The sequence below is a fragment of the Steroidobacter cummioxidans genome (assembly GCF_003104955.1).
On record NZ_LSRW01000039.1, the window covers coordinates 1 to 24,686 of the forward strand.

A 24,686-nucleotide genomic window follows, 5' to 3' on the forward strand; every position below is an offset into this window, starting at 1 on the left:
CGGATCGAGCAGATCCTGAAAACTCTGAAACACCAGCTGACCGACATCCTGGAACGGCAGCAGCAAGCGATCGTTGAGCTCGAGCGTACGCCGCTGATCGGCGGCCGCTTTGATCAAGATGTCGAGGTCCTGACGTACCAGTGGATCGCTCACCGTAGCTCGCACGGCTTCGAGCTTGGACTGCGCCGCCTGCAAATCCGCTTGCTGGCGCTCGGAGAAGCCGGGCCTCAGGTCGACTACGTCGGCGTCGTGACCCTCCACACCGAAGAACGACGCACTCTCCGGCGAATACTTGGCCAGCACGTCGAGCAGGACTTGTGCGTGCCGATTGCTCTCTACGACCCAGACAGGTGTGGCTGGCGCCGGATCGGCCGCCATGACCAAGGGCGCGCACGCAAGCAGTACTGCGGCAAGCACGCTTCGAGGGCCAGAACAGGTTGTTTGCATCGGCCATCCCTCCCGATCAATCAAGTAGCGAATTGTAATCATTTATCGGCGATTCAGAGTTAGAAACAACACCGATAGGCAAGGGCAGCTCCGATAACCCTGCGACCCTTTGCATTCGCCGCGCATCCAGCTGCGAATGTCGCGACCGCTCGCAGTTTGTCTGCTCGCATGTGCCTTACTGGTTAACCCACTCGGCGCTGGAAAGTTACGCGCGCAAGACGCAAGTAGCCTCGCACTTACGTCCAGTTCCCAATTCGCGGTGGGTGAGATTCGCATCGAGGGCTTGCAGCGAATCAGCGAAGGCACTGTCTTCAACTACCTGCCCATCAACATTGGCGACGCCATCGACAGCCGCCGGCTGGACGAGGCGATCCGGGCGCTGTACGGCACGGGATTCTTCAAGGACGTGGAGATGCGTCGCGACGGCGGCGCCCTGATCGTCGCGGTTCGCGAACGCCCCACCATCGAGAGCTTCGAGGTCAAAGGCAACAAGGACATCAAGACCGAGGATCTGGAACGCTCGCTGCGCAATGTCGGCCTGTCCTCCGGCAAGACCTTCGATCAGTCGGTGCTCGACGAAGTCCGCCAGTACCTCACCGAACAATACTTCTCCCGCGGCAAGTATGCGGTGAAGGTCGACACACGCGCGGACGAGGTGCCGGGCAATAAGGTGAAGGTCGCGATCGACATCACCGAGGGCAAACGCGCCCGCATCCATCAGATCAACATCACCGGCAACCGGGCCTTCACCGACGCAGAGCTGACCGAGCCGTTCGAGCTGAACACGCCGAACTGGCTGTCGTGGTACCGCCAGGACGATCGCTACGCGAAAGAATCCCTGTCCGGCGACATCGAAAAACTGCGCTCCTACTACATGGATCGCGGCTATGCCGACTTCGCCGTGACTTCGAGTCAAGTGGCGATCGGCCCGGAGAAGGACGAAATCTTCATCACGCTGAACGTGCACGAGGGCGAGGTCTATCGCATCTCGCAGGTGCGCCTCAGCGGTGAGATGGTCGTACCCGAATCGGAGCTGCGCCGACTGGTGATGATTCAGGCCGGCGACTTGTATTCATTGCGGCGAGTCACGCAGTCCACCGAAGCCATGACCTTGCGGCTCGGCCTCGATGGCTACGCGTTCGCGAAGGTGGACGCCGTTCCGCAAATCGATCCGGCGACCAAACAGCTGTCGCTGGCCTTGGTCGTCGACCCCGGCCATCGCGTGTATGTCCGGCGCATCAACTTCAATGGCGCCACCAGCGTGAATGACGTGGTGTTCCGTCGCGAGATGCGCCAACTCGAGGGTTCCTATCTATCGAACGCTGCCATCGAGCGCTCCAAACAACGCATACAACGCCTGCCCTTCATCCAGAAAGTCGACTTCGAGACCGCGCCGGTGCCCGGCACCCCCGACCTCGTCGACGTCGATTTCAAGATCGAAGAAGGCCTGCCCGGCCAATTCGGCGGCGGCATCGGCTACTCGGAATCCCAGTCGTTCATCCTCAACGGCAACATCGTCCATACCAACTTCCTCGGTACCGGCGAGCGCGTCGCGTTCAATCTGAACTCGGGCAAATACACCAAGGCCTACGACCTGTCGCATACCAACCCCTTCGTGACCCTCGACGGCATTGGCCGCACCACCAGTCTTGCCTATCGCAAGGTCACCCAGCTCACGTCCGCGTCCTCGGACTTTTCCACCGAGACCTGGCTGACCGGCATGGACTTCAGCTTCCCGCTCAGCGAATACCAAAGCTTGCGCCTGGGCAGCAGCTGGCAGGCCGCGGAGCTGGCGACGACGGCTTACAGCTCCCAGCAGTTCCAGGATTGGGTCGGGGCCAACGGCTCCCCTTACAAGAAAAAATCGGGCGCGTACACCATTCTCGGCACCAACTATCAGGTGTTCGAGATCAATCTCGGCTGGGGCTACGACAGCCGCGACCGCCTGCTCTTCCCGACACGAGGGGCGATTCATCGGTTGTCTTTGAGCGCGACGCCGCCGGGCAGCGATATCGAATACTACGTCGCGAGCTACGAGTCCCAGCAGTTCATGCGCCTTCCTTATTTGAGCTGGATGCCGCTGAGCCTCAGCTCACGCGTCAGCTACGGCGCATCCTTCGGCGATACGACCGCCTTGCCGCCGCAAAGGAATTTCTTCGTCGGCGGTCCCGGCACGGTTCGCGGCTTCGAAGAATCGCGGCTCGGCCCGCGCGACTCCCTCGGCAATCCGTACGGCGGCGATTTCGCCATCACCGGGCAGATCGAAGCCATCCTGCCCATGCCTGAGAAATTCAAGAACAGCGCGCGCGTCACTTTGTTTTATGACTTCGGTCAGGTCGCCTATCTGGGCGACACGAAGTTCACCGACAAAGGCGGCTTTCCCGTCGAGTACGACTTCAACTGGAACCACTTCCGTTCCTCGGTCGGCGTCGGCGTGGAATGGCTCGCGCCGCTCGGACTGTTCCGCTTCAGTTATGCAGTGCCCCTCACCTATCGCAGGAGCACGGAGTTGAACTATGGCGACGAGCTCAAAGGCTTCCAGTTCTCGATCGGCAATGCATTCTGAGGAGCACGCGATGCGCACATGGACCCGGACTGTCGGTGCCGTCGCGTTGCTGGGTCTGCTCTGTGCTTGCAGCAACAAGTCTCTGAATGAGGACGAGACGACCTTTCATCTGCGCAGCCTGAATCTGGTCAAGGATTCGCCCACGCTGCAAATCGATCTCGACGATACGACGCTCTCCAGTGCCGGCTATGGCAGCGTCACCAGTTTCTCCGCGGGACATCCGGGCGAGCACACGATCAGCTTCAGCGCGCTGCTGCCCGGGGATCTGGACGACGATGACGACGACGACGAAACCGAGATGCCTATCAGCGGCGCCTCCGCCCACACGTTCGTTGCGGGAACGGAATATACGGTCGTGGCCTACGGGCGTCTGAATGAAATCCACACCTACATCATCGAAGGCCTGGATCAGCGCGAGACTGTCGCTGACGACAAGCTCGTTCTGCAATTCACCCATGCGTCGCCTGACACGCCGACGGTGGATGTATATGTGACGGCGGTAAAGGCGGGCATCACGTCGCGATACTACGTCGACACTTTATCTATCACCCAGACGACGACGCCGTTCGAGCTGTCACTCGTTCGGGACGGCGACGATCTGGATGACGATTCGACGCTGACCACCGACGTCGTGGTCGAATTGATGGCCGCCGGCACCAGCGACGTTCTCTATCGCTCCAAGTCGATGACGTTCGCCGAGCAGAATCGGATCCTGATGGCCATCGCCGATAGCAACGGTCCGACCTCGATGGCCACCAAGCTCCTGATCGTCGGCAGCGGCGAGGTCCGGGACTCCCGTGACGGCGCAGCACTCAAGTTCGTTCACATCTCACACGACACGCCGGCTCTGGATGTGACTGTCGGCTCGGGGCTGGCCGATCCGCTGGCCCAGAACATTGGCTTTCGACAGTCGACGGACTATGTGCCCATCAAAAAGGGCGAGAACGGCATGATCGCCGTGCCCGCCGGCGCCGGCTACCCGTATGTATTCTTCGAAGAGTTCGACGCGGTCGCGGGCGGGTACTACACCGCGTACGCGATGGGCCCGGCGTCTGTGGTCGATGCAGTCGTGCTCGCCGCAGACGCCCGCAGCGTCCCGACGCAGGCGACGTTTCGATTCCTGCACGGCGCAGGCAGTCTCGAAGATGCCGATCTGCTGGACCTCTATCTGCGCTTGCCTGGTGAGGCAGTAGACTTCGCTGACGATGAGACAGCGGCCAACGTCTCCTCGCTGGCGTATCAGAACCCAAGCAGCCAATTCACGCTCAAGGCCGGCGATTACGACGTTTACTTCTATTTCGCTCGCACGTCGAAGCTGGTGATGGGACCGGCCCGGTTTCACGTCGACAATGGCGACGTGAAAACGCTCGTGCTGCTCGACAATGAAAGCGGCGGCCTGGAACTGTTGCCAGTCAGCGATGTGGCTACGTCGAACTAGTTCTCTGCATGACACTTGTTCGCAGTCAAAAAAATCAGGCAGACGACGACTGCCTAAACCCTCAGAACTGTGGCAAGGTCGGGCTATCAACCGTCACTTCGGAGACCGCCCATGCCGACTCCAAGCGAATTTCACGGTGTTCGATATCAAGTCACCGACGTCGGCCGGTCGGTCAGGTTCTACGTCGAGCTGCTCGGCTTCAAGCTGGAGTTTCAGCAGTTGCCAGCCTTTGCCAACGTTTCGCTCGGCGGCCTGCATCTGTTGTTGAGCGGGCCAGGAGCATCCGGCTCACGACCGATGCCCGACGGCCGTCGTCAGGAGCCGGGTGGGTGGAACCGAGTGGTGCTGCGCGTGACGGACCTGGTCGAAGTCATTGCGAAACTCGAGCAGAGCGGCGCGCAGTTCCGTAACGAGATGGAAGCAGGACCAGGTGGCCGGCAGATCCAGTTGCTCGATCCTGACGGCAATTCGATCGAGTTTTTCGAACCCTCGCGGCGTTAAAACGTCTCGCGCACTTTGAGGCGAAGCACAAACAGATCCGTGTGAAGGAACCGAGATGATCGTTGACACCTGGTTTCTGAGTGAGGGCAAGATCGATGAGCTTCCGGCACTGATCCGTGGACGGGAGATGTTGCCGGCGGCCGTGAGCCCCTCCTCGCACGCCAAGTTGCTCAGAATTTCCTGGGACTACGAAGGAGATCCCGTAACTCGGATGCCCAGCGAGGCAGATGCTCGCGAGATGGGCGAGTTCGAGGAGCTCATCTTGCCGGTGCTGGAGCAAGACAACATGTGCGCCCTGTTCGCTGTTGTGACCTACGACGGGCAGCGGCTCTGGCAGTTTTACTGTCGCGACAAAGCATCGACTCAGGCAGCAATTTCGCAAGCGCTCGGAGCACAAGGAGATCTGCCGATCGACCTGGAGATGGACGACGATCCCGAATGGACGGCGCTATCCCGGATCCTGGAAGACACCGATCGACCGCACTAGTAGGACCCGGACACTCACGAAGGACGCACATGAACCGTCGTCAGATGTTGGGAAGCGCTGGCGCACTGTTGGCACAAACTGCCGTACCCTGGGCAATGGCGCACGGCACGAACGCACGCCCGGAGAACAAAGACGTTCTCTACGGCCACAACACCCTGGCGGCGGGCATTCGCTCAAAGCGAGTCAATACCAACACCGGCGCAGCGCTTCACATCCTCGAAGCGGGATACGGTCGCCGCGGCAGCCCGTGCGTGGTGCTACTACATGGGTTTCCTGAGCTGGCCTATACCTGGCGGAATCAGCTACTTCCCCTGGCACAAGCGGGCTTTCATGTCATTGCCCCCGATCTGCGTGGTTACGGTCAAAGTGTCACACGGCCCGTTGAGTACGAGGATGATCTGCTGCCTTATTCCATGCTCAATCGTGTGAGCGACATTGTTGGATTAGTACGCGCTCTCGGGCACGAGTCGGTTGCGGCTGTCGTCGGCCACGACTGGGGCGGACCTACGGCGCAATGGTGTGCTCGCGTGCGCCCGGACGTTTTCCGATCTGTCGTGTCGATGAGCACTCCGTTTCTGAAGCCGCCCACGCTGCCGCTCGGCACGACCGGCAAGCGACCATCATCCAGCGCTGACACCGACATGGACAAGGAACTGGCTGCACTCCCGCGCCCCCGCAAGCACTACATCACGTATAGCGCCACGAGCGATGCAAACAACGACATGTGGCGCGCGCCACAAGGGGTGCATGATCTCCTGCGGGCTCTGTTTCACTTCAAGAGCGCGGATTGGGCAGGAAACAAGCCGTTTCCGCTGGCCTCCTGGTCTGCATCCGAGCTGGCCAAGATGCCGGACTACTACATCATGGAGTTGCACAAGGGATTTGCTGAAACAATGGCCGCGCGAATGCCCTCTGAGCAGCAAATCGCCAACTGCACATGGATGACGGAGCAAGATCTGCGCGTGTACAGCACGGAGTTCGCTCGAACTGGATTTCAAGGCGGACTCAACTACTACCGGGTGGCAAACGACCCGAGACTCGGAAGCGATCTGAAAGCCTTCTCAGCTCGAACCATCGATGTTCCCGCGTGCTACATCGGCGGCGACCGCGACTGGGCCACCTATCAGTCGCCGGGAGCGTTTGAAGGCATGCACAGCGTGTGCAGCCAATTGGTGTCCGTGCGACTCATAGACCGGGCAGGTCATTCGCTCGCGGAGGAACGGCCGCAACAGGTCAACGAGGCGCTGCTGGATTTTCTGGGCAAGACACAGCGCACGGGGACTTGAAGCGCCTCACACCACCTGCACGCGACCGCCGAACCCAGTACGAAACAAAGCCTCATGCGCTGCTTGATCCGGGTCATAGCAGCAGTCTCGGACCAGGCGCACGTCGTAGTCCGCATCACTGGCCCACGTGATACTCGAGAGAACGACGCCAGTGCTGCTGATCCCGGCCATGACGAGAGTGCTGATGCCGCGTGAGCGAAGATCGGCGTCCAGAGAGGTGCCATGGAAGACGCTGGCTCGCGGGCAAGAATAGAAAACGTCGTCCGGTTCGATCGCGAGCCCTTGCATCGGCTGCGCGTTACGGAATCGACCGGTGGGCACGATCGATGAAATCAGGCGGTTGTTCTGCGAGGCGTGCTCATGGTTTTCGCCCAGGAAAAAATTGGGGAACAGCACCGGCCGGCCAGTGACGCGCCAGCGCCGGATCAGGTCATTGCACTGATCCAGCAGCGGCGACCGTTGCTCCCCGAACAGGATGGCAAAGACGTCGACCTGATAGTGCATGATGACGAGAGCGGAGCTATCGATGTAGCTCCCTGCGAAATCGAGCGACATGGTTTCTCCTCACCTGCAAATCATCGCAACGCCGGGCGCGCCACTGGATCGGACGGCTCGCTCGCGCGGTCCATCGCCGAGTAAAGCGCTTTAGCGCCCAGACCCCATCGAGCGACGACCTGGACAGCCTGAGTAAAGGGCACGTTCACCGGATGGACGCGATGCCGATTCAGGATATAGACGGTACCCGCCAGCGGCGTGGGCACCGAAGGCACGAACACAGTGTACCCGTCCTTGAGCTCTTCGATGATGAAAGCCGGAACGAGCGCCTCTTCGATCTCTGCCAGTGCGGGCTTCCAGCATTTCTCGCGACTATCCGCCACCAGTTGCTGTGTGAGGCTGCGGAACAGCGCGTAGGCAGGAATGCGTTCGAACAGCGATTTCTCGATACGCTCACTCGCAGCGCGACCGGACTGCGTGCGGATCGCGAGGCCGATCAGGAAACAGATGAAGAGCACGAGCAGCAGCGATAGGAGTCGTTCGGCCGGCAGATAGTCTGGCAGCAGCCGCATCAATGGGCGTACCAGGGTGCCTACCGCGTCGACTGCCTTGAGGATGAGCAGGACAGCAAGGTACAGCGGAGCGATGATCAGAAAGCCGCTCAGGATGGATTTCGCGATGAACAGCAGTGACTTCTTCATAAGCACCACCTCGCACGCGCGCCGCGCGTTGCTCGAAGATCCTCGCGAAATTATTGTAGCTTCGTTTTCGACGTTGTCTGTGGTCGAATCGACGGCAGCGATTGAGGAAGGGATAACGCGCCAGCAAGCTGCTCTGCAGTGACGCCATCGACCTCGACCGTCTTGCGACGACTGGTCAACCCCGCAGTAATGCGCACGCGTGACTTCGCAACACCCACCTGCTCGGCGACGAACTCGACCAACGCTGCATTGGCAGCTCCATCCACCGGCGGTGCCGCCAATCTGATTTTCACGCAGCCGTCGTGCATGCCCACGACAGCAGTCTTACTCGCCCGCGGCTGAACATACACATTGATGCGCGCCGAATCAGCCATCGAAATCATCGCTCCAACTGCTGCGCGAGTTGGCCAGCGATTCGACGAGCGACATCATCTTCATAACGCTCATCGAACCCAGCCAGCAACATCCGCGCGGTGCGACGATCGCCGGCATCGCGAGCGAGCTCGATCAGTTTGATCGTGTCGTCGCTTTTCAGCGGTTTGAATTTCACATCTGCCTGCAACTGCGCTCTCGCAATATTCAACGCGTCACCCGTGCGCCGCGCTGCCAACAACTGTGGGATCAGTTCCTGCGCCAAGCGATGAGCCAGCCGCTGGTCCGGCCACTGCGAAGCGCGTTGAAACAAAATCTGCAACTCCTCGCTCGGGCGCGGGCTGCTGCTCAAGTGTTTCTCGATGGTTCGCCACGCGTTGCCATACGCTCCGCCGCGCCACTCGGCAAAAATACGATCGATGAGAATATCGATCTCACGCTGCCGTTCCCGCTGCGCTTTCTCCGCCGCCCGTTCTGGCGAATGCGACGGCTCGAAGCCAAGCTCGGCGCGGCGGACATATAGAACGCCACCGATCATGGCGAACGACGCCAGCCACGCGTACATCAGAATCACGACGCGCACGACATCGGGCATCGGAATGGCGATGGAAAACGGCAGCTCCGCGCTGGGCAGCCAGCTCACGAGCACGGTCGCCAACCACCATGCGCCCGCAAGTAAAGCGAGGATCAGCACATAGCTGTCAGGCACGCGAACAATGATCTGCAGCAGTCGGACCGGATTGAGCGACTCGACGAAGCCGTCCAACGCCTGGATCATGATGATCGCCGGCACGAGCAACAATCCGATCGCACGCAGCACCGTGACCGGGCCGCTGCCCAAGGACGACTGCAGCATGCCGGTGGTTATGTAGAAAACGCCCACGATGGCCAGCAATCCCAGTGGCCTCGACTCGTTGGCCGGGTTCACCATCTCATAAGAAAGCACCGGCGGCTCGCTCACTCCGTCGGCAACCTTATCCAACAGAGCGAACCCGTATTTGAAGAACCAGGAGAGGACGATGAGCGCCAGCGGCAGGCCCATGAGCCCGCCCTTGGCCGCCAGCAGCAACAGGAAACTGAATAAAACGATCAGAATGAGCGACGCGCCGCGCAGCGGCGTCAGCAGATATTTGAGCGTTTCCATCGCATGCATGCCGCGACTGTAGTCGCGGGCAATCGATGGCGGCAAGAACCGGGCGAGCGCCCTATCTGGATTTTTTGCCGTTGCGGCGTTCGTTCAGCCGGTCGGTCATCTCGTCCACGTGCCGGGTGACTTCGGCCAGCGAGCCAGCGCGCAAGCCGGTGATGTGATTGTCGCCTTGCGCAATCACATACTTGTGCCAGACGCCCTCGCCGCCTTCCGGCGCAGCGATGGGTGTTACGGAGCGACGCACGAACGGCACCTCGAGCAACGCTTCAGTGGCGCCGGTAACTTTCATCGCAGCTCCTTGTACTCAGCAGAAACAGCCCCGCGGCGCCGAAGCGCCGCGGGGCATTCAATCACCAGCGACGCGGACCACCGCCGCCGCCGCCGCCACCGCCGCGAGGCTTGTCTTGAGCCTCGTTAACCTTGAGCGGACGGCCGCCCATGTTAAAGCCGTTCAGCGTCTGGATGGCGCGGGCCGCATCGGCACGCGGCATTTCGACGAAGCCGAAGCCGCGGGGGCGACCGGTCTCGCGGTCCATGATCAGGGCCACGGACTCGACCGTGCCGTGCTGCGCGAACAGGTCGCGGACGGCGTTTTCATCAGCGGAAAAGGGCAGATTGCCCACGTAAATCTTGCTCATTCGATACTCCAACAAGGCGCGAACCTGCCGGCATCCAGCCGGCACTCAACGCGTCCATCACATCCGTGAGAGGACGCCGAAACAGGTCGCAGAAACGGGCTGTGCATGCGCACGACCCACCGTGGTTCGGCAACGATTCGGTTTAGGTTGAGTTGGTCACGCCGGAGCTAGGTGCCGGCAGTGGATCGGGGCGGAAATCGCCGCGGACCAAAAAAGATAAAGAGAAAGGTGACGAGCCGCGGGCACTATACACGGCCCGCGGGGGCCGTGACGAGTATTTTGGATGAATCCCCGCTAGGACGGCGCCCCACCGCCAACCGCGGTGAGGCGCCCGCAACATCAGGCCGCGAGGCCCTGCGACTTCAAGTACTCGTCGTACGTGCCCTTGAAATCGACCAGCTGGCCGCCCGGCCGCACCTCGATGATGCGGTTGGCGACCCCGCCGACGAATTCGCGGTCGTGCGAGACGAAGACCATCGTGCCCGGATACTTCTCGACGCCGATTTGCAGCGACTCGATGGTTTCCATGTCCATGTGGTTGGTCGGCTCGTCGAGCAGCAGGACGTTCGGCCGCATCAGCATCAGCTTGCCGTAGATCATGCGGCCCTTCTCACCGCCGGACAGCACCTTCACCGACTTGCGCGTCTCCTCGCCGGAGAACAGCAGACGGCCCAGGGTGGCGCGCACGATCTGGTCGTCGTCGCTCTTACCACGCCACTCGGTCATCCAAGTGAACAAATCCACTTTCTCCGCGAACTCCGCCTGCGGATCCTGCGGCATGTAGCCGACCTTGGCGTTGTCGACCCAGGTGATGGTGCCTTTGTTCGGCTGCAACTCGCCCGCCAGCAGGCGCATCAGCGTGGTTTTGCCCACACCGTTCTGGCCGATGATGGCGATGCGCTCGCCCGCCTCGACGTTGAAATTCACATTGTCGAGCACCGGCGACTGCGCGCCTGGATAGGTGAAGCTCAGCTCCTCCACGGTCACCGCGTTTCGATACAGCTTCTTTTCCTGCTCGAAACGAATGTATGGGTTCTGGCGCGAGGACGGCTTCACTTCCTCGATCTTGATCTTGTCGATCTGACGCAGACGCGAGGTCGCCTGGCGCGCTTTGGAAGCGTTTGCCGAGAAGCGCCGCACGAACTCCTGCAGATCGGAGATGCGTTCTTTGGCCTTGGCATTCGCCGTTTCCACGCGTTCGCGCGCCTGCACGGACGCGAGCATGAAGTCGTCGTAGTTGCCCGGATAGATCTTGATTTGACCGTAGTCCAGATCGGCCATGTGCGTGCACACCTGATTCAGGAAGTGACGGTCGTGGCTGATGATGATCATGGTGGCGTCGTACTGATTGAGCACGCTCTCGAGCCAGCCGATGGAGTGAATATCCAGGTTGTTGGTGGGCTCATCGAGCAGCAGCACGTCGGGCCGCGAGAACAGCGCCTGTGCGAGCAGCACGCGCAGCTTCCAACCCGGCGCGACTTCGCGCATCGGGCCGTTGTGATACGAAGGCTCGATGCCCGCATCCTTCAAAATGCTGGCAGCGCGCGCTTCGGCGTCATACCCGCCGTATTCCGCATATTTCGCTTCCAGCTCGGCGGCGCGCATGTAGTCCTCATCGGTCGCATCGGCATTCGCGTAGATGCGATCGCGCTCCACCATCGCTTCCCACATTTCCGCGTGGCCCTGCATAACCACGTCGAGCACGCGCTGATCTTCATAGGCGAATTGGTCCTGGCGCAGCTTGCCCAGGCGCAGGCCGTTCATGAGCATGACTTCGCCCGAGCTGGGATCCAGCTCGCGACCGAGAATCTTCATGAACGTGGATTTGCCACAGCCGTTCGCGCCGATCAGCCCATAGCGGTTGCCATCGGCGAATTTGACCGAGACCTGTTCGAACAGCGGCTTGGCGCCGAATTGGATGGAAACGTTGGCGGTTGAAAGCATTGCGCGTGTCGTGTTTTGAAAGTGTCGAAAACTAAAAAAGAGGGCTCAAGGTTGTGGCTGCGACCGACGGATCAAGAGCAGCGACAGCAAAGTCAGCGCGCCCGCGGCCGTGAGGTAATAGCCGACATACGCCAGACCATAGTGCGTGGCGAGCCAGGTAGCCACGTACGGCGCGAGCGAGGCGCCGACGATGCCGGCGAGGTTGAAAGTCAAAGAGGCGCCAGTGTACCGGACCGAGGTCGGAAACAACTCCGAAAGTGCCGTACCGAGCGGACCGTAGGTCAGCCCCATCAGGCCCAGCCCCAGCGCGAGGAATACGACCACACGCAGCGGCGACGCGGCACTGAAGAGCGGCGCGAAGAACAGGCCGAACGCCATGATGCCGATGGTCGCGGCGATCAGCATCGCGAAGCGGCCGCGACGGTCGGCGATCACAGCGGAGACTGGGATCGTCAGCGCGAAGAACAGCACGCCGATCATCTGCAGGATCAGGAACTCCTGGCGCGAATAGCCCAGCGCGCTCGTGCCCCAGCTGAGCGAGAACACCGTCATCAAATAGAAAATCACAAATGTCGCAGTGGCACCGAACGTGCCGAGAATCAGCGTCATTGGATACTTGGTAATCACCGTCAACATCGGCAGCCGCACCCGCTCGTTGTTGTCGATGGCGCGCTGAAAGGCCGGCGTCTCATGCAAACGCAGGCGCACGTACAAGCCCACAAACACCAGCAGCGCACTCGCAACGAACGGCACCCGCCAACCCCACACGAAGAACTCGGCATCGCTCAAGAATTCGGTTAGCAGCAGGAACACACCCGTGGAGCAAATGAAGCCCAAGGGCGCGCCGAGCTGCGGAAACATCCCATACCAGGCGCGCTTGCCGGGGGGCGCGTTTTCGGTCGCGAGCAGCACCGCCCCGCCCCACTCGCCGCCCAATCCCAGCCCCTGGCCGAGACGACATAAGGCCAGCAGCGCCGGAGCCCACAAGCCGATGGCGTCATAAGTCGGCAGCAAGCCGATGAACACCGTCGACAGCCCCATCGTCAGCAGCGCCGCCACCAGGGTGGCCTTGCGCCCGACGCGGTCGCCGAAATGGCCGAACAGCGCCGATCCCAGTGGCCGCGCGAAAAACGCCAGCGCAAAGGTCGCCAGCGACTGCAGCGTCGCCGACGCCTGATCGCCCGCCGGAAAGAACAGCTGCGGGAACACCAGCACGGCCGCCGTCGCGTAGATGTAGAAGTCGAAATATTCGATGGTGGTGCCGATCAGGCTCGCAAACAGCACCCGCCGCGGCGAGTTGCCCGCGCCGCTCGACGCCGACGACTGAGTCATTAGCTTCCGGGGGACGATTTTGGGGGTTTTTCGGGCGCGGATTCTCGCACGAAAGGCTGGAGAATGGGGCCATCCGGGGTTCCACCGGAGAACCCCGGGGAACCCCCGTCTTCAGCGCCACTGCCTGCCCGTCGCTATAGGGAGGGACACAACTAAAAGGATCAGCCCATGACTCTGTTTACCTGGGACTCTAAGAAATACGACGTTTTGGTCGAGGAGATGAACGACCAGCACCACCACATCGTCGACGCCATGAACGCGCTGTATGACAGATCGCATGCAGGCGCCGGCAAGGTCGAGCTGACCCGGCTGCTGCAGCACCTGGAGACCATCACGGTGCGCCATTTCCGCGAAGAGGAAGCCATGCTGACCCGCCAGCGCTACCCGCAGCTGGAGATTCACAAAGGCATCCATGCGCGACTGCTCAAGGAGCTGGCGACCCACAAACAGGAGTTCCTGGACGGCCCGGGCACGTTCACCAAGGAGTTCTTCGACTACCTGGAGCTGTGGCTGCGCTCTCACATAATGCACATCGACCGTAAATACGGGGAGCATTTCGCCCAGGAAGCGAGAAAAGAACACCGCAAGGCGGGCTGAGGACTGGCCCTATCGGCCGAGGCGACCGGGTGCGGGCGTGACCTAGAATCCGCACTCCCGCGCCTACCCGAAGGTCCTCCATGCTCGCCCGATCGACGCTGTCGAGAATCGTTTGGTTGTTCCTGATCGGGACCCCGCTCGCGTGGGCGGCACCGGCCCTGAAGGCTCCCGAGACGGCGAACATAGGCACCGCCATCGCCGTCACGTTCACCGGCAACACCAATCCGCGCAACTTCATCACGATCGTTGCCAAGGGCACGCCGGAGAACCAGTACGACGCCTATGAGTACGCCGTCGCCGCCGGCAAGGTCGAACTGCGCATGCCGGGAACGCCGGGGGACTATGAAATTCGTTTGCTCTCGGCCGACAGTCCCTACCCGACGCTGGCCCGCCTGCCGCTGAAAGCTATCGCCGTGACGGCGACATTCGATGCACCTGCGCAGGTCGCCGCCGGGGCGGAGTTCAAAATCAAATGGACCGGGCCGAACAACGACCGCGACTACATCGCCATCGGCAATGCCGAACGCCCCTATGTCGTCTATGAATACACGCGCAACGGCAACCCTTCGGTGCTGCGCGCACCCGATGCGGGTGGCGATTACGAGCTGCGTTATTTCCTGGGCAATGGCGACAAAGTCATCGCCACACAAAAGCTGACCATCGGCAAAGTCACCGCCAGCGTCAGCGCGCCGGCGCAGGTGAACGCCGGCGCGGCGTTCGATGTGAAATGGCAGGGGCCGAACAATTCGAAAGACTTCATCACCATCGTGGAAGCCGGCGCACCGGAGCGTCGCTACAGACAGTACGAGTACACGGACGCCGGCAATCCCGTGCAGTTGCGCGCTCCCGATGTTGGCGGTCAGTACGAAGTTCGGTATCTCACCGGCCAGAGTTATGCCACGCTCGCATCGACCAAGATCACCGTCGGTGCCGTGACCGCATCGCTGCAGGCGCCGACGGAAGCCGTGGCTGGCAGCACCTTCGCCGTGACGTGGAAAGGCCCGAACAATCCCTCCGACTACATCACCATCGTCCCGAAAGGCGCGCAGCAAGGCAGAACCGGCAACTATGAGTATCCAGCTCGCGGCAATCCGGCGAAGCTGCTCGCGCCGTTGCAGGCGGGTGAATATGAGTTGTGGTACGCGACCGGTCAGTCCCACACCACGCTGGCCAAGACCAACATTCGCATCACGCCGGCGAAGCAGGAGCCGGGCAAGTTGCTCGTCACGACGAGCAGTGCCGTGGCGGCCGGTGGCGGCATCGAAATCATTCTCGACGCCTCCGGCAGCATGCTGCAGAAGATCGGCAGCCAGCGACGCATCGACATCGCGAAACAAACATTGAGCAAGCTGACCTCCAGCGGCATCCCGGCCGGCACGCCGTTCGCGTTGCGCGTGTTCGGTCGCGAAGTGGATTCGTGTCAGACCGATCTGGACATTCCGGTGAGCCCGCTCGACGCCGCGGCCGTCGACGCGAAGATCAAAGCGTTGGAAGCAAAGAACAATGCACGCACACCGATCGGCGCGTCGCTGGAAAAAGTGTCATCGGACCTGGCTTCCATCAAAGGCGAGCGCCTGGTCGTCCTCCTCACCGACGGCGAAGAGACCTGCGGAGGCGATCCAGCCGCGGCCATTGCGGCACTGACCAAGGCAGGCACGACGGTGCGAGTCAACATCGTCGGCTTTGCCATCGAAGATCCCAAGCTCGCCCTCACATTCAGTCACTGGGCGTCGCTCGGCAACGGCAGCTACTTCGATGCCAAGGATGCCGCCGGGTTGAGCAATGCGCTGACGCAGTCGATGCGCCCGAGCTTCGAAGTGGTGACGCCGCAAGGTCAGGTGGTCGCCACTGGAGTGAGCGGCGGCGATGCGATCAGCGTGATGCCCGGCAACTACTCCGTACGCATCAAAGGCCAGACAAGTCGCACTCAGTCCGTCACGATCGAATCGAAGACTACTGCCACAGTGAAGCTTTAGGCTGTTGCGCGAGACCGGCGAAGACCTTCTTCATCCGCTCCACTCGCGAAATGTAGCCCTGCACGGAATGATCGCCGCAGTGCTGGCCGGGGCGCGGACGGAACCCGCGTCTCGCAAAAGCAGATCCCGCGCCAGCACCGCACACGTGAATCACCGCGGCGAGCTCCTGCTTTTGCTTGAGCGTCGCGGCACGAATGCCGTTCCTGGCAAGAATCATCGCGATCCGATGATCCAGATATGCCGACGTCATCTCCACCGCATGCGACGGGATGACGCGCAGATACAAACTGTTGAACCAGCACGATTTGAAGTCGTTCCACGGTCCGTCCATCACGACCTTGTGATCGTGGATGCACAGCTGACGTGTCTCGCGGAAGGTGCCATCGGTGATCTGATACATCCCGACCGCACTGGACGCCGGCCGATAGATGTCGAACGGCTTATGGGTGAACGTCCAGCGCCAGTAAGTGCGCACGATGGGGTTGCCCGAGCCTTCCACCTGCGCGAGCGCGGCCAGCAATTCAGGACTGACGGTGGCCGTGGAATGCTTGCGGAAGATGGGCTCGTACGACGTCCAGGTTTCGCTGGGCGTTTTGTAGAGCGTGCCGCTGACTGGAAAGAACAGCTCGGTGGGCTTGCGCACCACCTGGTAGATGATGTTGATCGCGAACCAGGTGGACACGGTCAACAGCAGCACCACGACCAGCTGCAGGGTCAGGGGTGCCGAACGCAAAATGCGCAGCCACCGCTTACGGGTGGCTGCGCTCGGTAGAAACTTGGAGAAGCGCCAGCTGCGGCGTTTGCCGGAGCCGCGCGACTTACCGCTACGTCGACTGCTGATCAGCAGACTCCTTGCTCTCGGCCTGGTCCTTGCGCTTGCTCTTCTTGGCGTCGTCCTTCTCCGCCGCCTTGTCGCCCTTGCCGGTCGGGCCACCCACCGCCGCTGTGTAGTTGGCCTTCAGATAGTCGCCGATGAGGTCGGTGGTCCGCACCAGCATCGCCTTGTCGGTAGCACCATACGAGAAGGCCGCGCCCACAGCGTTAGCGTGTTGATAGAACTCCGGCTCGGCGATCACGTCGCCGGTGGCGGCGTCGCTCAGCTTGACCGTCATCAAGACGGCCGTGCCGCCGGCGAACGCACCGGCCCAGAAGCGCTTCTTGCCGCTGATGAACTTCACGTGACGAATGCTCGGCTCGATCTTGAGCGTCTTCGGCGTCGAGCTCTGTGGCTGTTTGGCGTTCCACTCAGCCAGCAGCGGCGGCACACGCTCATCGAGATTGACCTGCAAGCGCTGCTTGGCATCCTCGTTCACTTCCTCGCCGGCATACGGCGCTCCCATGGCGATCGGCGCGATCTCGAATCTGTCGAACGTATTCAGCGCCGCTTTGGGCGGCGGATTGGTGACTGCCTTGGCTTCGACGTAATCGACCGCTTCACCCTCGGCCCAGGACTGCACCGGCTGCACTGCCAGCGCCATCATCAACAACGCAATCCGACTGATCCGCATGAGAACTCCGCAAGAACTCAGCCGGGCGTACCCGCCGCTGAGAGATAGGTATGGAACCACGCAGCGATCGAGCTGCGCAATGCTTCGACGTTCCCTGTGCTGGTCCAGGCGTGTGCCATTGCCGGCACGACCGTGAGCTGCAACCGCTGCGGGGCATTCGCCTCCTGATACAGAGGCAGCAAGGTCCGATGCAACGCGTTGGCGGTCTCGGGCGTCAGCATTGCGTCGTCGTTACCATGGACGATCAGCAATGCCGGCGGCGGGTTGCCCGTGACGATGTCCTTTGCACGACCCGCAGCATCCGAGCGCTGCGCGAGTCTACGCGCCGTGTCGGTCCAGTTATATGACCCTTTAGTGGCACGCTCATAAGCCTTGACGGATGCGCTCAAGCCTGTTGACGCATTCAACGTGACAGCGACGTTTATCGGCACAGCCCTTTCGGCCAGTGCAAACAACGCAGCCGCGCCGCCTGCCGAAAACCCAAACAGTCCGATACTCTCCCCGCGCTTCAAACAACCATGCGCTTCGAGCGCGCGGACCACTGCAGACAACTCGTTGGCTGCGCCCATCACTGCAGGCTCGAACACCAATGAAGCCAGATCCTGTTGCTGACGGTGCGCCAGCTCGCTCATGCCTCCGGGCAAGGCACGCGCACCGAACATCGGTAGCCCGAGATACACCTTCACCGCCGGCACGTCGTCGAGCGGCAATGCGTCCATCAGCGCTTGCTCGTTCGCAGGCGGACCAAAGCCATGCCACAGCACGATGGGCGATCGACTGATCTTCGCAGGAATGCGAACGATCGCGGGCGTCTCACCCAGCGTCGTGGCGATGACGATTGGACTGGCCCGACCGGCACCGCTCGATGCGCAGTCGAAGTTGGTGTCACTTTGCGCACTCGCCGGGCGTGCCATCGCAAAGCAAACGATCGCAAGCACGGCATAACCTGCACGCATCAACTCTCTCCGCTGCGACTGATGCGAATCAGTATAGCGGCGCCACTTCTTGCCCTGTGGAGGCGGGATGGCTAATCCGCAGCTTCGACCGGCTTGCGCGACGGCGCTTCCGCGAACACCAACCTGAACACCACGCCGCCGCCCGGCCGAGGATCATTGTTGGCACCGGAGCGAACGCCGGGTGACAGCTCGCGCGACACGAACATCGAAATGCCCGTACCCGCTTTGCCGGCCGACAGGAACGGCTCGAACACGCGCTTGGAATCGGCAGGACCGATGGCCGAACCGCGATCGATCACATCGAGATAACGACGCTGCGTGGTGGCACTGCGGCCGACCCGAATCTCCACGGGATCGTTGGCGTTGGTGGCACGCCCGTATTTGAGGAGATCGTTACACAGCGTCCACAGCAGCTTGTGCAGATGAGCTGGATCAGCGCGCACCGGCACGCTTTCGCGCGGCGCGCTGAGTCGCAAGGTGTCGGCGTCGATGTCTTCGGTCTGCCAGAACTCCGTGAGGAATTCTTTGGACCACGCCGCCAGATCGACGCGCTCCAGCCGAGCCGACTCGCGCTTCCCGAACTGCAGCGCGTTGCCGATGATGATGCGCAGGCGTGGATCGTTGTTCGTAAGCATGTTGCCCGGCGGTCGCGTTGGTGGCTGTGACTGTTGCTGTTGCCGCCGGGGTTGAGCCACGGTGTTGGTGGGAGAAGCCGCAGCCGGCCGTGGCGGTGCCGGTTTGGGCGGATTCTCCCAAGGAGATATTTCTTGCAACGCAGCCCGGAAATTGTTTTGTCGTGCCAGGTTCTCTCGCAGATTGTTTGCTCGATACGCTTCCTCCTTGTCGGTGTCACCGCGCTCCGGACGGATTGAATCAGCGCGCGGCGCGCTCTGCCTACGCTTGCCTTCCCGATACGATGAATCTTCAAATGGATTGGCGCGCGGATTGCTAGCACGCAATGCGGCCGCCGGAGACACAGCACCCGAGTACTGGCCGTTTTCATATGAGGGCTCACGCAACGCGCCGGCCGCGTAAGGACTTTCGAACGCACGCTCTCTGGCAACGTCACCGCGAGCGCTTTGATTTCGAGCAACTCCCGCCGGAGCCGGAGCAACCGGTCGCGGCACCGGCTCGCGCGGCGCTGGCACCTGATTCACTTCCACCGACGCCGGCACCATCGACGCGGGCAACCATGCCGCCACGCGCGACTTGTCTTCGACGAAGATCAACGCCGGGCCTTGAGTGCTGTTATCGAGCGAGACGAATTTCAGCTGCAGTCGACGCTCGCCGTCGTAGCCCATCATGGTGGGCGTACTGCGGCCCTCGTCGCAGAAGTACCGTCGCCAGGTATCCAACAAATTGGCGAGCCGCGATGAGACATCGCTCAACGGCGACCCTTCGGCCACACTGCCGCCCTGTAGCAGACTCGCGGCAGTGTCGCTGATCATCGAGACCTTGTTCTCGCCATCGACGATGAGCACGCCCTCGCGCAAGTACTGAGAGAGCTGGCGCTGTAACTCGGTGAGCTCGATGTTCGCCGCCTCGCGCTGGCGATTGATCTCCTCGTTCTGCCGCATGATTCTCGCCAGCTGTGAAATGCCGAGCGCGATGACGATGGTCAACGCACTGGAGACTGCCGCGGTCGTGAGGTCGCTCACTGCGTCGACGCTGGCGAGCATCGAGATCACTGGCTGAACGAGCATGGCGAGCGCCGCCGCCACCGCGATCGCCATGGCCAGCCGTCGCCGCAAAACGAAACTGGCCGCACCGATCGACAGCAGCACGAGCGCCGAAATGCCGCCGTTCACACCGCCGCTGGCGTAGGTGAGCAGCGACAACACCAGCACATCGGCGAATACGCCAGTCCAGGTCTGCAGGACGATATCCGGCGCGCGCCGCCGGATGCTGCTGATGGAGATCACTGCATACAGGAAATAGGCGGTCGCCGCGCCAGCGAACAGCGCGGGATCGAGCTGCCCGAAGGTCTCGGGCATGATCGAGACGAACAAAGTCGCGAGCGATGACGAGGCGAGCAGCCGCAGCCCATTGACGAAGCCGAGCACGCGCCACGACAGCTCGGCCGTCGATACAGGCACAAAAGTCTCCGGGCTCGATGCCACCGCCGCGCCCTTCCTCCCATTTCAAGGCGGGAGTTCGTCCCGCGCAGGGGTCCGGTTTCATTCCTCGCAACACCGGCGCCAGTCGCAATAACTGCCGGGATCTTTCATTCGCACTGGACGCTCACCGCCGGGGGCGCTAGCGTACCGGCCCGTTTTTCCTGCACCAGCAGAGGGATGTATGCAATTGAGGCTCCTCGTTGCGCTCCTGGCGACCGCGACTCCACTGACGACCGCGCTCGCCGCTCCACCGGAAGCGCCCAATAAAATCTTCCAGGGCCGCGACCTGTTCGGCCTGCAATACGCCACCGATCCGCAGATCCGCCCGGACGGCCGCGCCGTCGCCTATGCCCGCCGCTCTTTCGACATCATGACCGACCGCGGCCGCAGCTCGATCTGGCTGGTCGATACTGAAACCGGCACGCAGACGCCCGTGGTCGCCGGTGCCGGCTCTCACAGTTCGCCGCGCTGGTCGCCCAAGGGCGATCGCCTGGCCTATGTATCCAGCGCCGAGGACGGCCGCCCGCAGCTGTACGTGCGCTGGATGCAAACCGGCCAGACAGCCAAGCTCGCCGAGCTGCTCGATGCGCCGGACTCGCTGACCTGGTCGCCGGACGGTAAATGGATTGCGTTCACCATGTTCGCACCGGACGAGAAGAAGCCGCTGGGTGAAGCGCCGCCGAAGCCGGAGAACGCGCAGTGGGCGCCGCCGCTGGAAGTGATCACCGATATCACCTATCGCGCCGACGGCGCCGGCTATCTCAAGCCCGGCTACACCCATGTCTATGTGGTCGCCGCCGATGGCGGCACGCCTCGTCAGCTGACCTTCGGCGCGTTCAACGAGCAGGGTCCGCTCTCCTGGGCGCCGGACGGCAGCTACATCGTCGCCACCGGCAATCGCAACGAGAACTGGCGTCGCGAGCCAGTGAACACCGAGCTCTACCGCATCTCTCTGGCTGATGGCCAATTGACGCAACTGACCAAACGCAACGGCCCGGACGGCTCCGCGCGCGTCTCGCCGGACGGCAAGAGCATCGCGTATCTCAGCTTCGAAGATAAGTTCATGGGCTACCAGAACGTCGAGCTGTACGTGATGAATGCGGACGGCAGCAACGCGCGTTCCCTCACCTCATCGTTGGATCGCTCCATCGACAGCGTCGAGTGGGCGCCCAACGGTCGCGATCTCTATATTCAATATGACGATCACGCCGTGACCAAAGTGGCCCGCGCCGCGCTCAATGGCAAAGTCACCCCAGTCACGCAAGGTCTGAGTGGCTCGTCGCTCGACCGCCCCTACACCGGCGGTACATTTACGGTCGCGAACGACGGCACGATCGCATTCACCAGCGGTACCGGCACACGCCCCTCGGATGTTTCCATTGCACGCGGTGGCCGCACCAAGCAGCTGACCGATCTCAACGAAGGCTCGCTCGCCGGCAAGACCCTGGGCCAGGTGCAACACCTCGACGTGAAATCCTCGTTCGATCAGCGTCCCGTCGATGCCTGGCTGGTGCTGCCGCCGAACTTCGATCGCAACAAGAAATATCCGTTGATCCTGGAAATCCATGGCGGTCCGTTCTCCGCCTACGGCCCGGTGTTCTCCACCGACAATCAGCTGTACGCAGCGGCCGGCTACGTCGTGCTGTACACCAATCCGCGCGGCTCGACGTCGTATGGCGATGAGTTCGCGAATCTGATTCATCACAAATATCCGGGCAACGACTACGACGATTTGATCAGCTGCGTCGACGCGGCGATCGCGCAGGGCTTCGTCGATCCCGACAATCTGTTCGTCACCGGCGGCTCGGGCGGCGGCGTGCTGACGGCGTGGATCGTCGGCAAAACCAATCGTTTCAAAGCGGCGGCTTCGCAAAAGCCGGTGATCAACTGGGCGAGCCTGGTGCTGACGACGGACGGCACCGCGTTCATGACCAAGTACTGGTTCGGCAAGACGCCTTGGGAAGATCCGCAGTCGTACTGGACGCGCTCGCCGCTGTCGCTGGTGGGCTCGGTGAAGACGCCGACCCTGGTGGTCGTGGGCGATCAGGATTTCCGAACGCCACTGAGCGATTCGGAGCAGTACTACCAGGCCCTGCAGCTGGCGGGCGTGCCGACGGGATTGGTGAAAGTGCCGGGCGCATCGCACGGCGGCTTTACAGCCCGGCCGTCGCAGTCGGCGGCCAAGGCCAGTGCCATCCTGGCGTGGTTCGAGCGCTATCGCGCTCAGTAACGCAACTTTCTGTGTAGATAAAAAAAGGGCCGGACGAGTCCGGCCCTTTTCATTCCGACTCCGGCGCTCAGCGAACGCTGCCGCGGCGGAACAGATTGACGATAGCGAGCAAAATCACCGCCCCCAACAGGGAGACCAGGAAGGTCGAGAGCGAGATGCCCTCATTGATCGTTCCTACCCCGACCATCGGCGAAATAATGAAACCCGCCAGCAACGCGCCGACGATGCCGACGATCACGTTCAACAAGATGCCCTGCTGCGCATCGGTGCGCATGATGATGCTGGCCAGCCAGCCACACACGCCACCGACGATCAACCAAACGATAATACCCATAAACCCTCCTTCGGGGCGTCGTAACCACTATCGACGACGAAATGAGGGGGCGCGCAGGTTGGTTCCGTCGCAGTTCGCGTTTTAGTCGGTAAAACGGGACACCAAGCGGGCAATCACCGCCTGCTTGGGTTGTTCCGGTAAATAACGCACGGCGACCATCGTGCCCACGGCCGGCAGCGACGCTCTGAGCTCGTCCGCCGGACGCCTGTCGATATGACAACCGCGCACCGGACCTTCCATGCCGACCGGCTCGAATTCGAAATAGATGCGTGCAAAAGCGCCGCGCAGCTTGGGGCGCCAGATATGCAGGATGCGGCCATGGGCGTCCTGGCCTCGTTTCAATATTTCCTGCTGCAGCCTGGCGGCACGCGATACCGTCAGCGACGACAAGATCGCCGCGACCATGGCGCCTGAGATGAAGGCGATAATGGGCATCAATTCTGCGGACATGTTCGGATCCAAGGCGGAGGTGGCGTGCGCAGGATGCGTGAGCCGCATTGCGACGTTCAGTGCAATACATCACGAATTGGCGGCGATTTCCTTTAGGCGGAGCCTGAATCGCCGCGCACGCCAGATTTTTCCTACACGAGCGCTCGCATCAATGTTTGTTGAGCCACGCACCCAGGCCCTGAGCGTTCAGCTCGATGTCGAGCGTGAGGATTTCACGTAGGAAAGATTCCGGCTTGGTCGATCCGGAGCGCCGCAGCTCGGCGATATAGATATCGGCGAACGCTCGCTTCAACTCCTCATGCCGATTCGGCGCCCGTGCCAGCGAACGGGCCGCCTCGGCCATCGCATCCACTTGGGAGAGGAATTGCACCGACAGCTGCTCAGGATTGGCGACCGCGCCATAGTGGGTCAGATACATCTGCGTCGGTCGATACGCGAGCAGACGCTTGATCGACTCGTGCAAGGCTTCCTGATCGAACTGCACCGGCGCGGTGGCCGGCACGACGTACGGGCCATTCGGCGTATACAGCTCGGGATAGGCGATGCCGAAAGTGTCGCCGGTAAACCAGCCGCGGCTGACTTCATCCCAAATGCAGTTGTGATGTTTGGCGTGGCCCGGCGTGTCCATGAAGCGCAACTGCCGGCCGCCCAACGTGACGACCATCCCATCGCTGGTCGTGGTCACTCTCTCTTCTGGCACCGGGACCAGCTCGCCGTAATCGCGATTCGCCACTTCGACGCCGTACACGGCGCGCACGCCTTCCATCAGCACCGTTGGATCGATCATGTGACGCGCGCCGCGCGGATGGATCAGCATTCGCGCATTCGGCAGCTCGCTCATCAGCAAGCCTGCCCCACCCGCGTGATCCAGATGCACGTGCGTGGGAATGACGTAGTCGACAGCGCTGCGATCGAGCCCCGCCACTTCCAGCGCGGCCAGCAATCTCGGCACGGCGCTGTTGGGTCCGGTTTCGATATAGGCGGCGCGGCCATTGTCGACGACCAGATAAGCGGCATCGAAACGAGGCCGGACGAAACCGGTATCGATGACGAAGATGCCATGATCCAGGGCCTGGCAGAACTCAGCGGTCGGCGTGCTCATGGATCCATGATAACCGGGGCGACTCGCAATTCCTCCCCAATGTCGTCAGGTCATGGGCA

General features: G+C 61.8%; 23 protein-coding genes and 1 pseudogene. 8 read left to right on the forward strand and 16 right to left on the reverse strand.

Translation table 11 applies throughout. The annotated features are described in order from the left end of the window. Positions 1–417 (reverse strand): annotated as a pseudogene (locus D0550_RS18790) (DUF885 domain-containing protein); the annotation flags it as partial. A 289-nt stretch (positions 418–706) separates the two neighbouring features. Between D0550_RS18790 and bamA the strand changes: the two are divergent. The 5 genes from bamA (at position 707) to D0550_RS18815 (ending at position 6,725) form a co-directional block, all read left to right on the forward strand. Beyond that, complete coding sequence (gene bamA / locus D0550_RS18795; protein WP_161965922.1) at positions 707–3,013, forward strand: outer membrane protein assembly factor BamA; 2,307 nt, start codon at positions 707–709, stop codon at positions 3,011–3,013. A gap of 10 nt (positions 3,014–3,023) precedes the next feature. Beyond that, on the forward strand, positions 3,024–4,451 hold the full coding sequence (locus D0550_RS18800; RefSeq protein WP_161965923.1) for a DUF4397 domain-containing protein: 1,428 nt from the start codon (positions 3,024–3,026) through the stop codon (positions 4,449–4,451). A 111-nt stretch (positions 4,452–4,562) separates the two neighbouring features. Then, positions 4,563–4,952, forward strand: coding sequence for a VOC family protein (locus D0550_RS18805; RefSeq protein ID WP_116810737.1), 390 nt, complete (start codon positions 4,563–4,565; stop codon positions 4,950–4,952). Positions 4,953–5,007: 55 nt separating this feature from the next. Then, positions 5,008–5,439 (forward strand): DUF695 domain-containing protein, encoded by a 432-nt coding sequence (locus D0550_RS18810; RefSeq protein ID WP_116810738.1) that lies wholly within the window; start codon positions 5,008–5,010, stop codon positions 5,437–5,439. 29 nt (positions 5,440–5,468) lie between these two features. After that, complete coding sequence (locus D0550_RS18815; RefSeq protein WP_206606396.1) at positions 5,469–6,725, forward strand: alpha/beta fold hydrolase; 1,257 nt, start codon at positions 5,469–5,471, stop codon at positions 6,723–6,725. A gap of 6 nt (positions 6,726–6,731) precedes the next feature. Here D0550_RS18815 and D0550_RS18820 read toward each other — a convergent pair whose 3' ends face one another. The 8 genes from D0550_RS18820 to D0550_RS18855 form a co-directional block, all read right to left on the reverse strand. After that, on the reverse strand, positions 6,732–7,280 hold the full coding sequence (locus D0550_RS18820) for a cysteine hydrolase family protein (RefSeq protein WP_170134679.1): 549 nt from the start codon (positions 7,278–7,280) through the stop codon (positions 6,732–6,734). 20 nt (positions 7,281–7,300) lie between these two features. Then, positions 7,301–7,921: a DUF502 domain-containing protein gene (locus D0550_RS18825; protein WP_116810740.1), complete on the reverse strand. Its 621-nt coding sequence runs from the start codon at positions 7,919–7,921 to the stop codon at positions 7,301–7,303. Between the two features lie 50 nt (positions 7,922–7,971). Further along, entirely contained in the window at positions 7,972–8,304 is a 333-nt protein-coding gene (locus D0550_RS18830) for a DUF167 domain-containing protein (RefSeq protein WP_116810741.1), read from the reverse strand. After that, entirely contained in the window at positions 8,301–9,437 is a 1,137-nt protein-coding gene (locus tag D0550_RS18835) for a hypothetical protein (RefSeq protein WP_153067233.1), read from the reverse strand. Before D0550_RS18835 ends, D0550_RS18830 begins: the two co-directional genes overlap by 4 nt. 61 nt (positions 9,438–9,498) lie before the next feature. Beyond that, entirely contained in the window at positions 9,499–9,732 is a 234-nt protein-coding gene (locus D0550_RS18840; RefSeq protein WP_116810743.1) for a hypothetical protein, read from the reverse strand. Between the two features lie 61 nt (positions 9,733–9,793). Then, the gene (locus tag D0550_RS18845) at positions 9,794–10,081 is read right to left on the reverse strand and encodes an RNA recognition motif domain-containing protein (RefSeq protein ID WP_116810744.1); all 288 of its coding nucleotides are present in this window, start codon (positions 10,079–10,081) and stop codon (positions 9,794–9,796) included. A 339-nt stretch (positions 10,082–10,420) separates the two neighbouring features. Next, a complete protein-coding gene (locus D0550_RS18850) occupies positions 10,421–12,025 on the reverse strand; it encodes an ABC-F family ATPase (protein ID WP_116810745.1) in 1,605 nt (534 codons plus the stop codon). Between the two features lie 45 nt (positions 12,026–12,070). After that, entirely contained in the window at positions 12,071–13,357 is a 1,287-nt protein-coding gene (locus tag D0550_RS18855; RefSeq protein ID WP_116810746.1) for an MFS transporter, read from the reverse strand. A 168-nt stretch (positions 13,358–13,525) separates the two neighbouring features. Here D0550_RS18855 and D0550_RS18860 point away from each other — a divergent pair, with 168 nt between their 5' ends. Together D0550_RS18860 and D0550_RS18865 are read left to right on the forward strand one after the other, a co-directional pair. Continuing rightward, positions 13,526–13,954 carry a bacteriohemerythrin gene (locus D0550_RS18860; RefSeq protein WP_116810747.1) on the forward strand — a complete coding sequence of 143 codons (429 nt, stop codon included), beginning with the start codon at positions 13,526–13,528 and terminating at the stop codon, positions 13,952–13,954. 80 nt (positions 13,955–14,034) lie between these two features. Continuing rightward, on the forward strand, positions 14,035–15,930 hold the full coding sequence (locus tag D0550_RS18865) for a vWA domain-containing protein (protein ID WP_116810748.1): 1,896 nt from the start codon (positions 14,035–14,037) through the stop codon (positions 15,928–15,930). Here D0550_RS18865 and D0550_RS18870 read toward each other — a convergent pair. The 4 genes from D0550_RS18870 to D0550_RS18885 all read right to left on the reverse strand — a co-directional run bounded on the left by D0550_RS18870 (position 15,908) and on the right by D0550_RS18885 (position 20,490). Beyond that, complete coding sequence (locus D0550_RS18870) at positions 15,908–16,663, reverse strand: transglycosylase SLT domain-containing protein (RefSeq protein WP_116810749.1); 756 nt, start codon at positions 16,661–16,663, stop codon at positions 15,908–15,910. The two genes, D0550_RS18865 and D0550_RS18870, sit on opposite strands and share 23 nt — an antisense overlap. A 91-nt stretch (positions 16,664–16,754) precedes the next feature. Continuing rightward, a complete protein-coding gene (locus tag D0550_RS18875) occupies positions 16,755–17,438 on the reverse strand; it encodes a hypothetical protein (RefSeq protein WP_116810750.1) in 684 nt (227 codons plus the stop codon). Positions 17,439–17,455: 17 nt separating this feature from the next. After that, on the reverse strand, positions 17,456–18,394 hold the full coding sequence (locus D0550_RS18880; protein ID WP_116810751.1) for an alpha/beta hydrolase family protein: 939 nt from the start codon (positions 18,392–18,394) through the stop codon (positions 17,456–17,458). A gap of 71 nt (positions 18,395–18,465) precedes the next feature. Then, entirely contained in the window at positions 18,466–20,490 is a 2,025-nt protein-coding gene (locus D0550_RS18885; RefSeq protein WP_116810752.1) for an ATP-binding protein, read from the reverse strand. Positions 20,491–20,692: 202 nt separating this feature from the next. On the opposite strand from D0550_RS18885, the gene D0550_RS18890 reads away from it, so the two are divergent. Beyond that, on the forward strand, positions 20,693–22,741 hold the full coding sequence (locus D0550_RS18890; RefSeq protein ID WP_116810753.1) for an alpha/beta hydrolase family protein: 2,049 nt from the start codon (positions 20,693–20,695) through the stop codon (positions 22,739–22,741). 67 nt (positions 22,742–22,808) lie between these two features. On the opposite strand, the gene D0550_RS18895 is transcribed toward D0550_RS18890, so the two are convergent. The 3 genes from D0550_RS18895 to D0550_RS18905 form a co-directional block, all read right to left on the reverse strand. Then, positions 22,809–23,075, reverse strand: a complete 267-nt coding sequence (locus D0550_RS18895) for a GlsB/YeaQ/YmgE family stress response membrane protein (protein WP_116810754.1) — start codon at positions 23,073–23,075, stop codon at positions 22,809–22,811. A gap of 81 nt (positions 23,076–23,156) precedes the next feature. Further along, positions 23,157–23,525: a hypothetical protein gene (locus D0550_RS18900; protein WP_153067234.1), complete on the reverse strand. Its 369-nt coding sequence runs from the start codon at positions 23,523–23,525 to the stop codon at positions 23,157–23,159. A 148-nt stretch (positions 23,526–23,673) separates the two neighbouring features. Next, positions 23,674–24,627 carry an MBL fold metallo-hydrolase gene (locus D0550_RS18905; RefSeq protein WP_116810756.1) on the reverse strand — a complete coding sequence of 318 codons (954 nt, stop codon included), beginning with the start codon at positions 24,625–24,627 and terminating at the stop codon, positions 23,674–23,676. Positions 24,628–24,686: the final 59 nt, after the last annotated feature.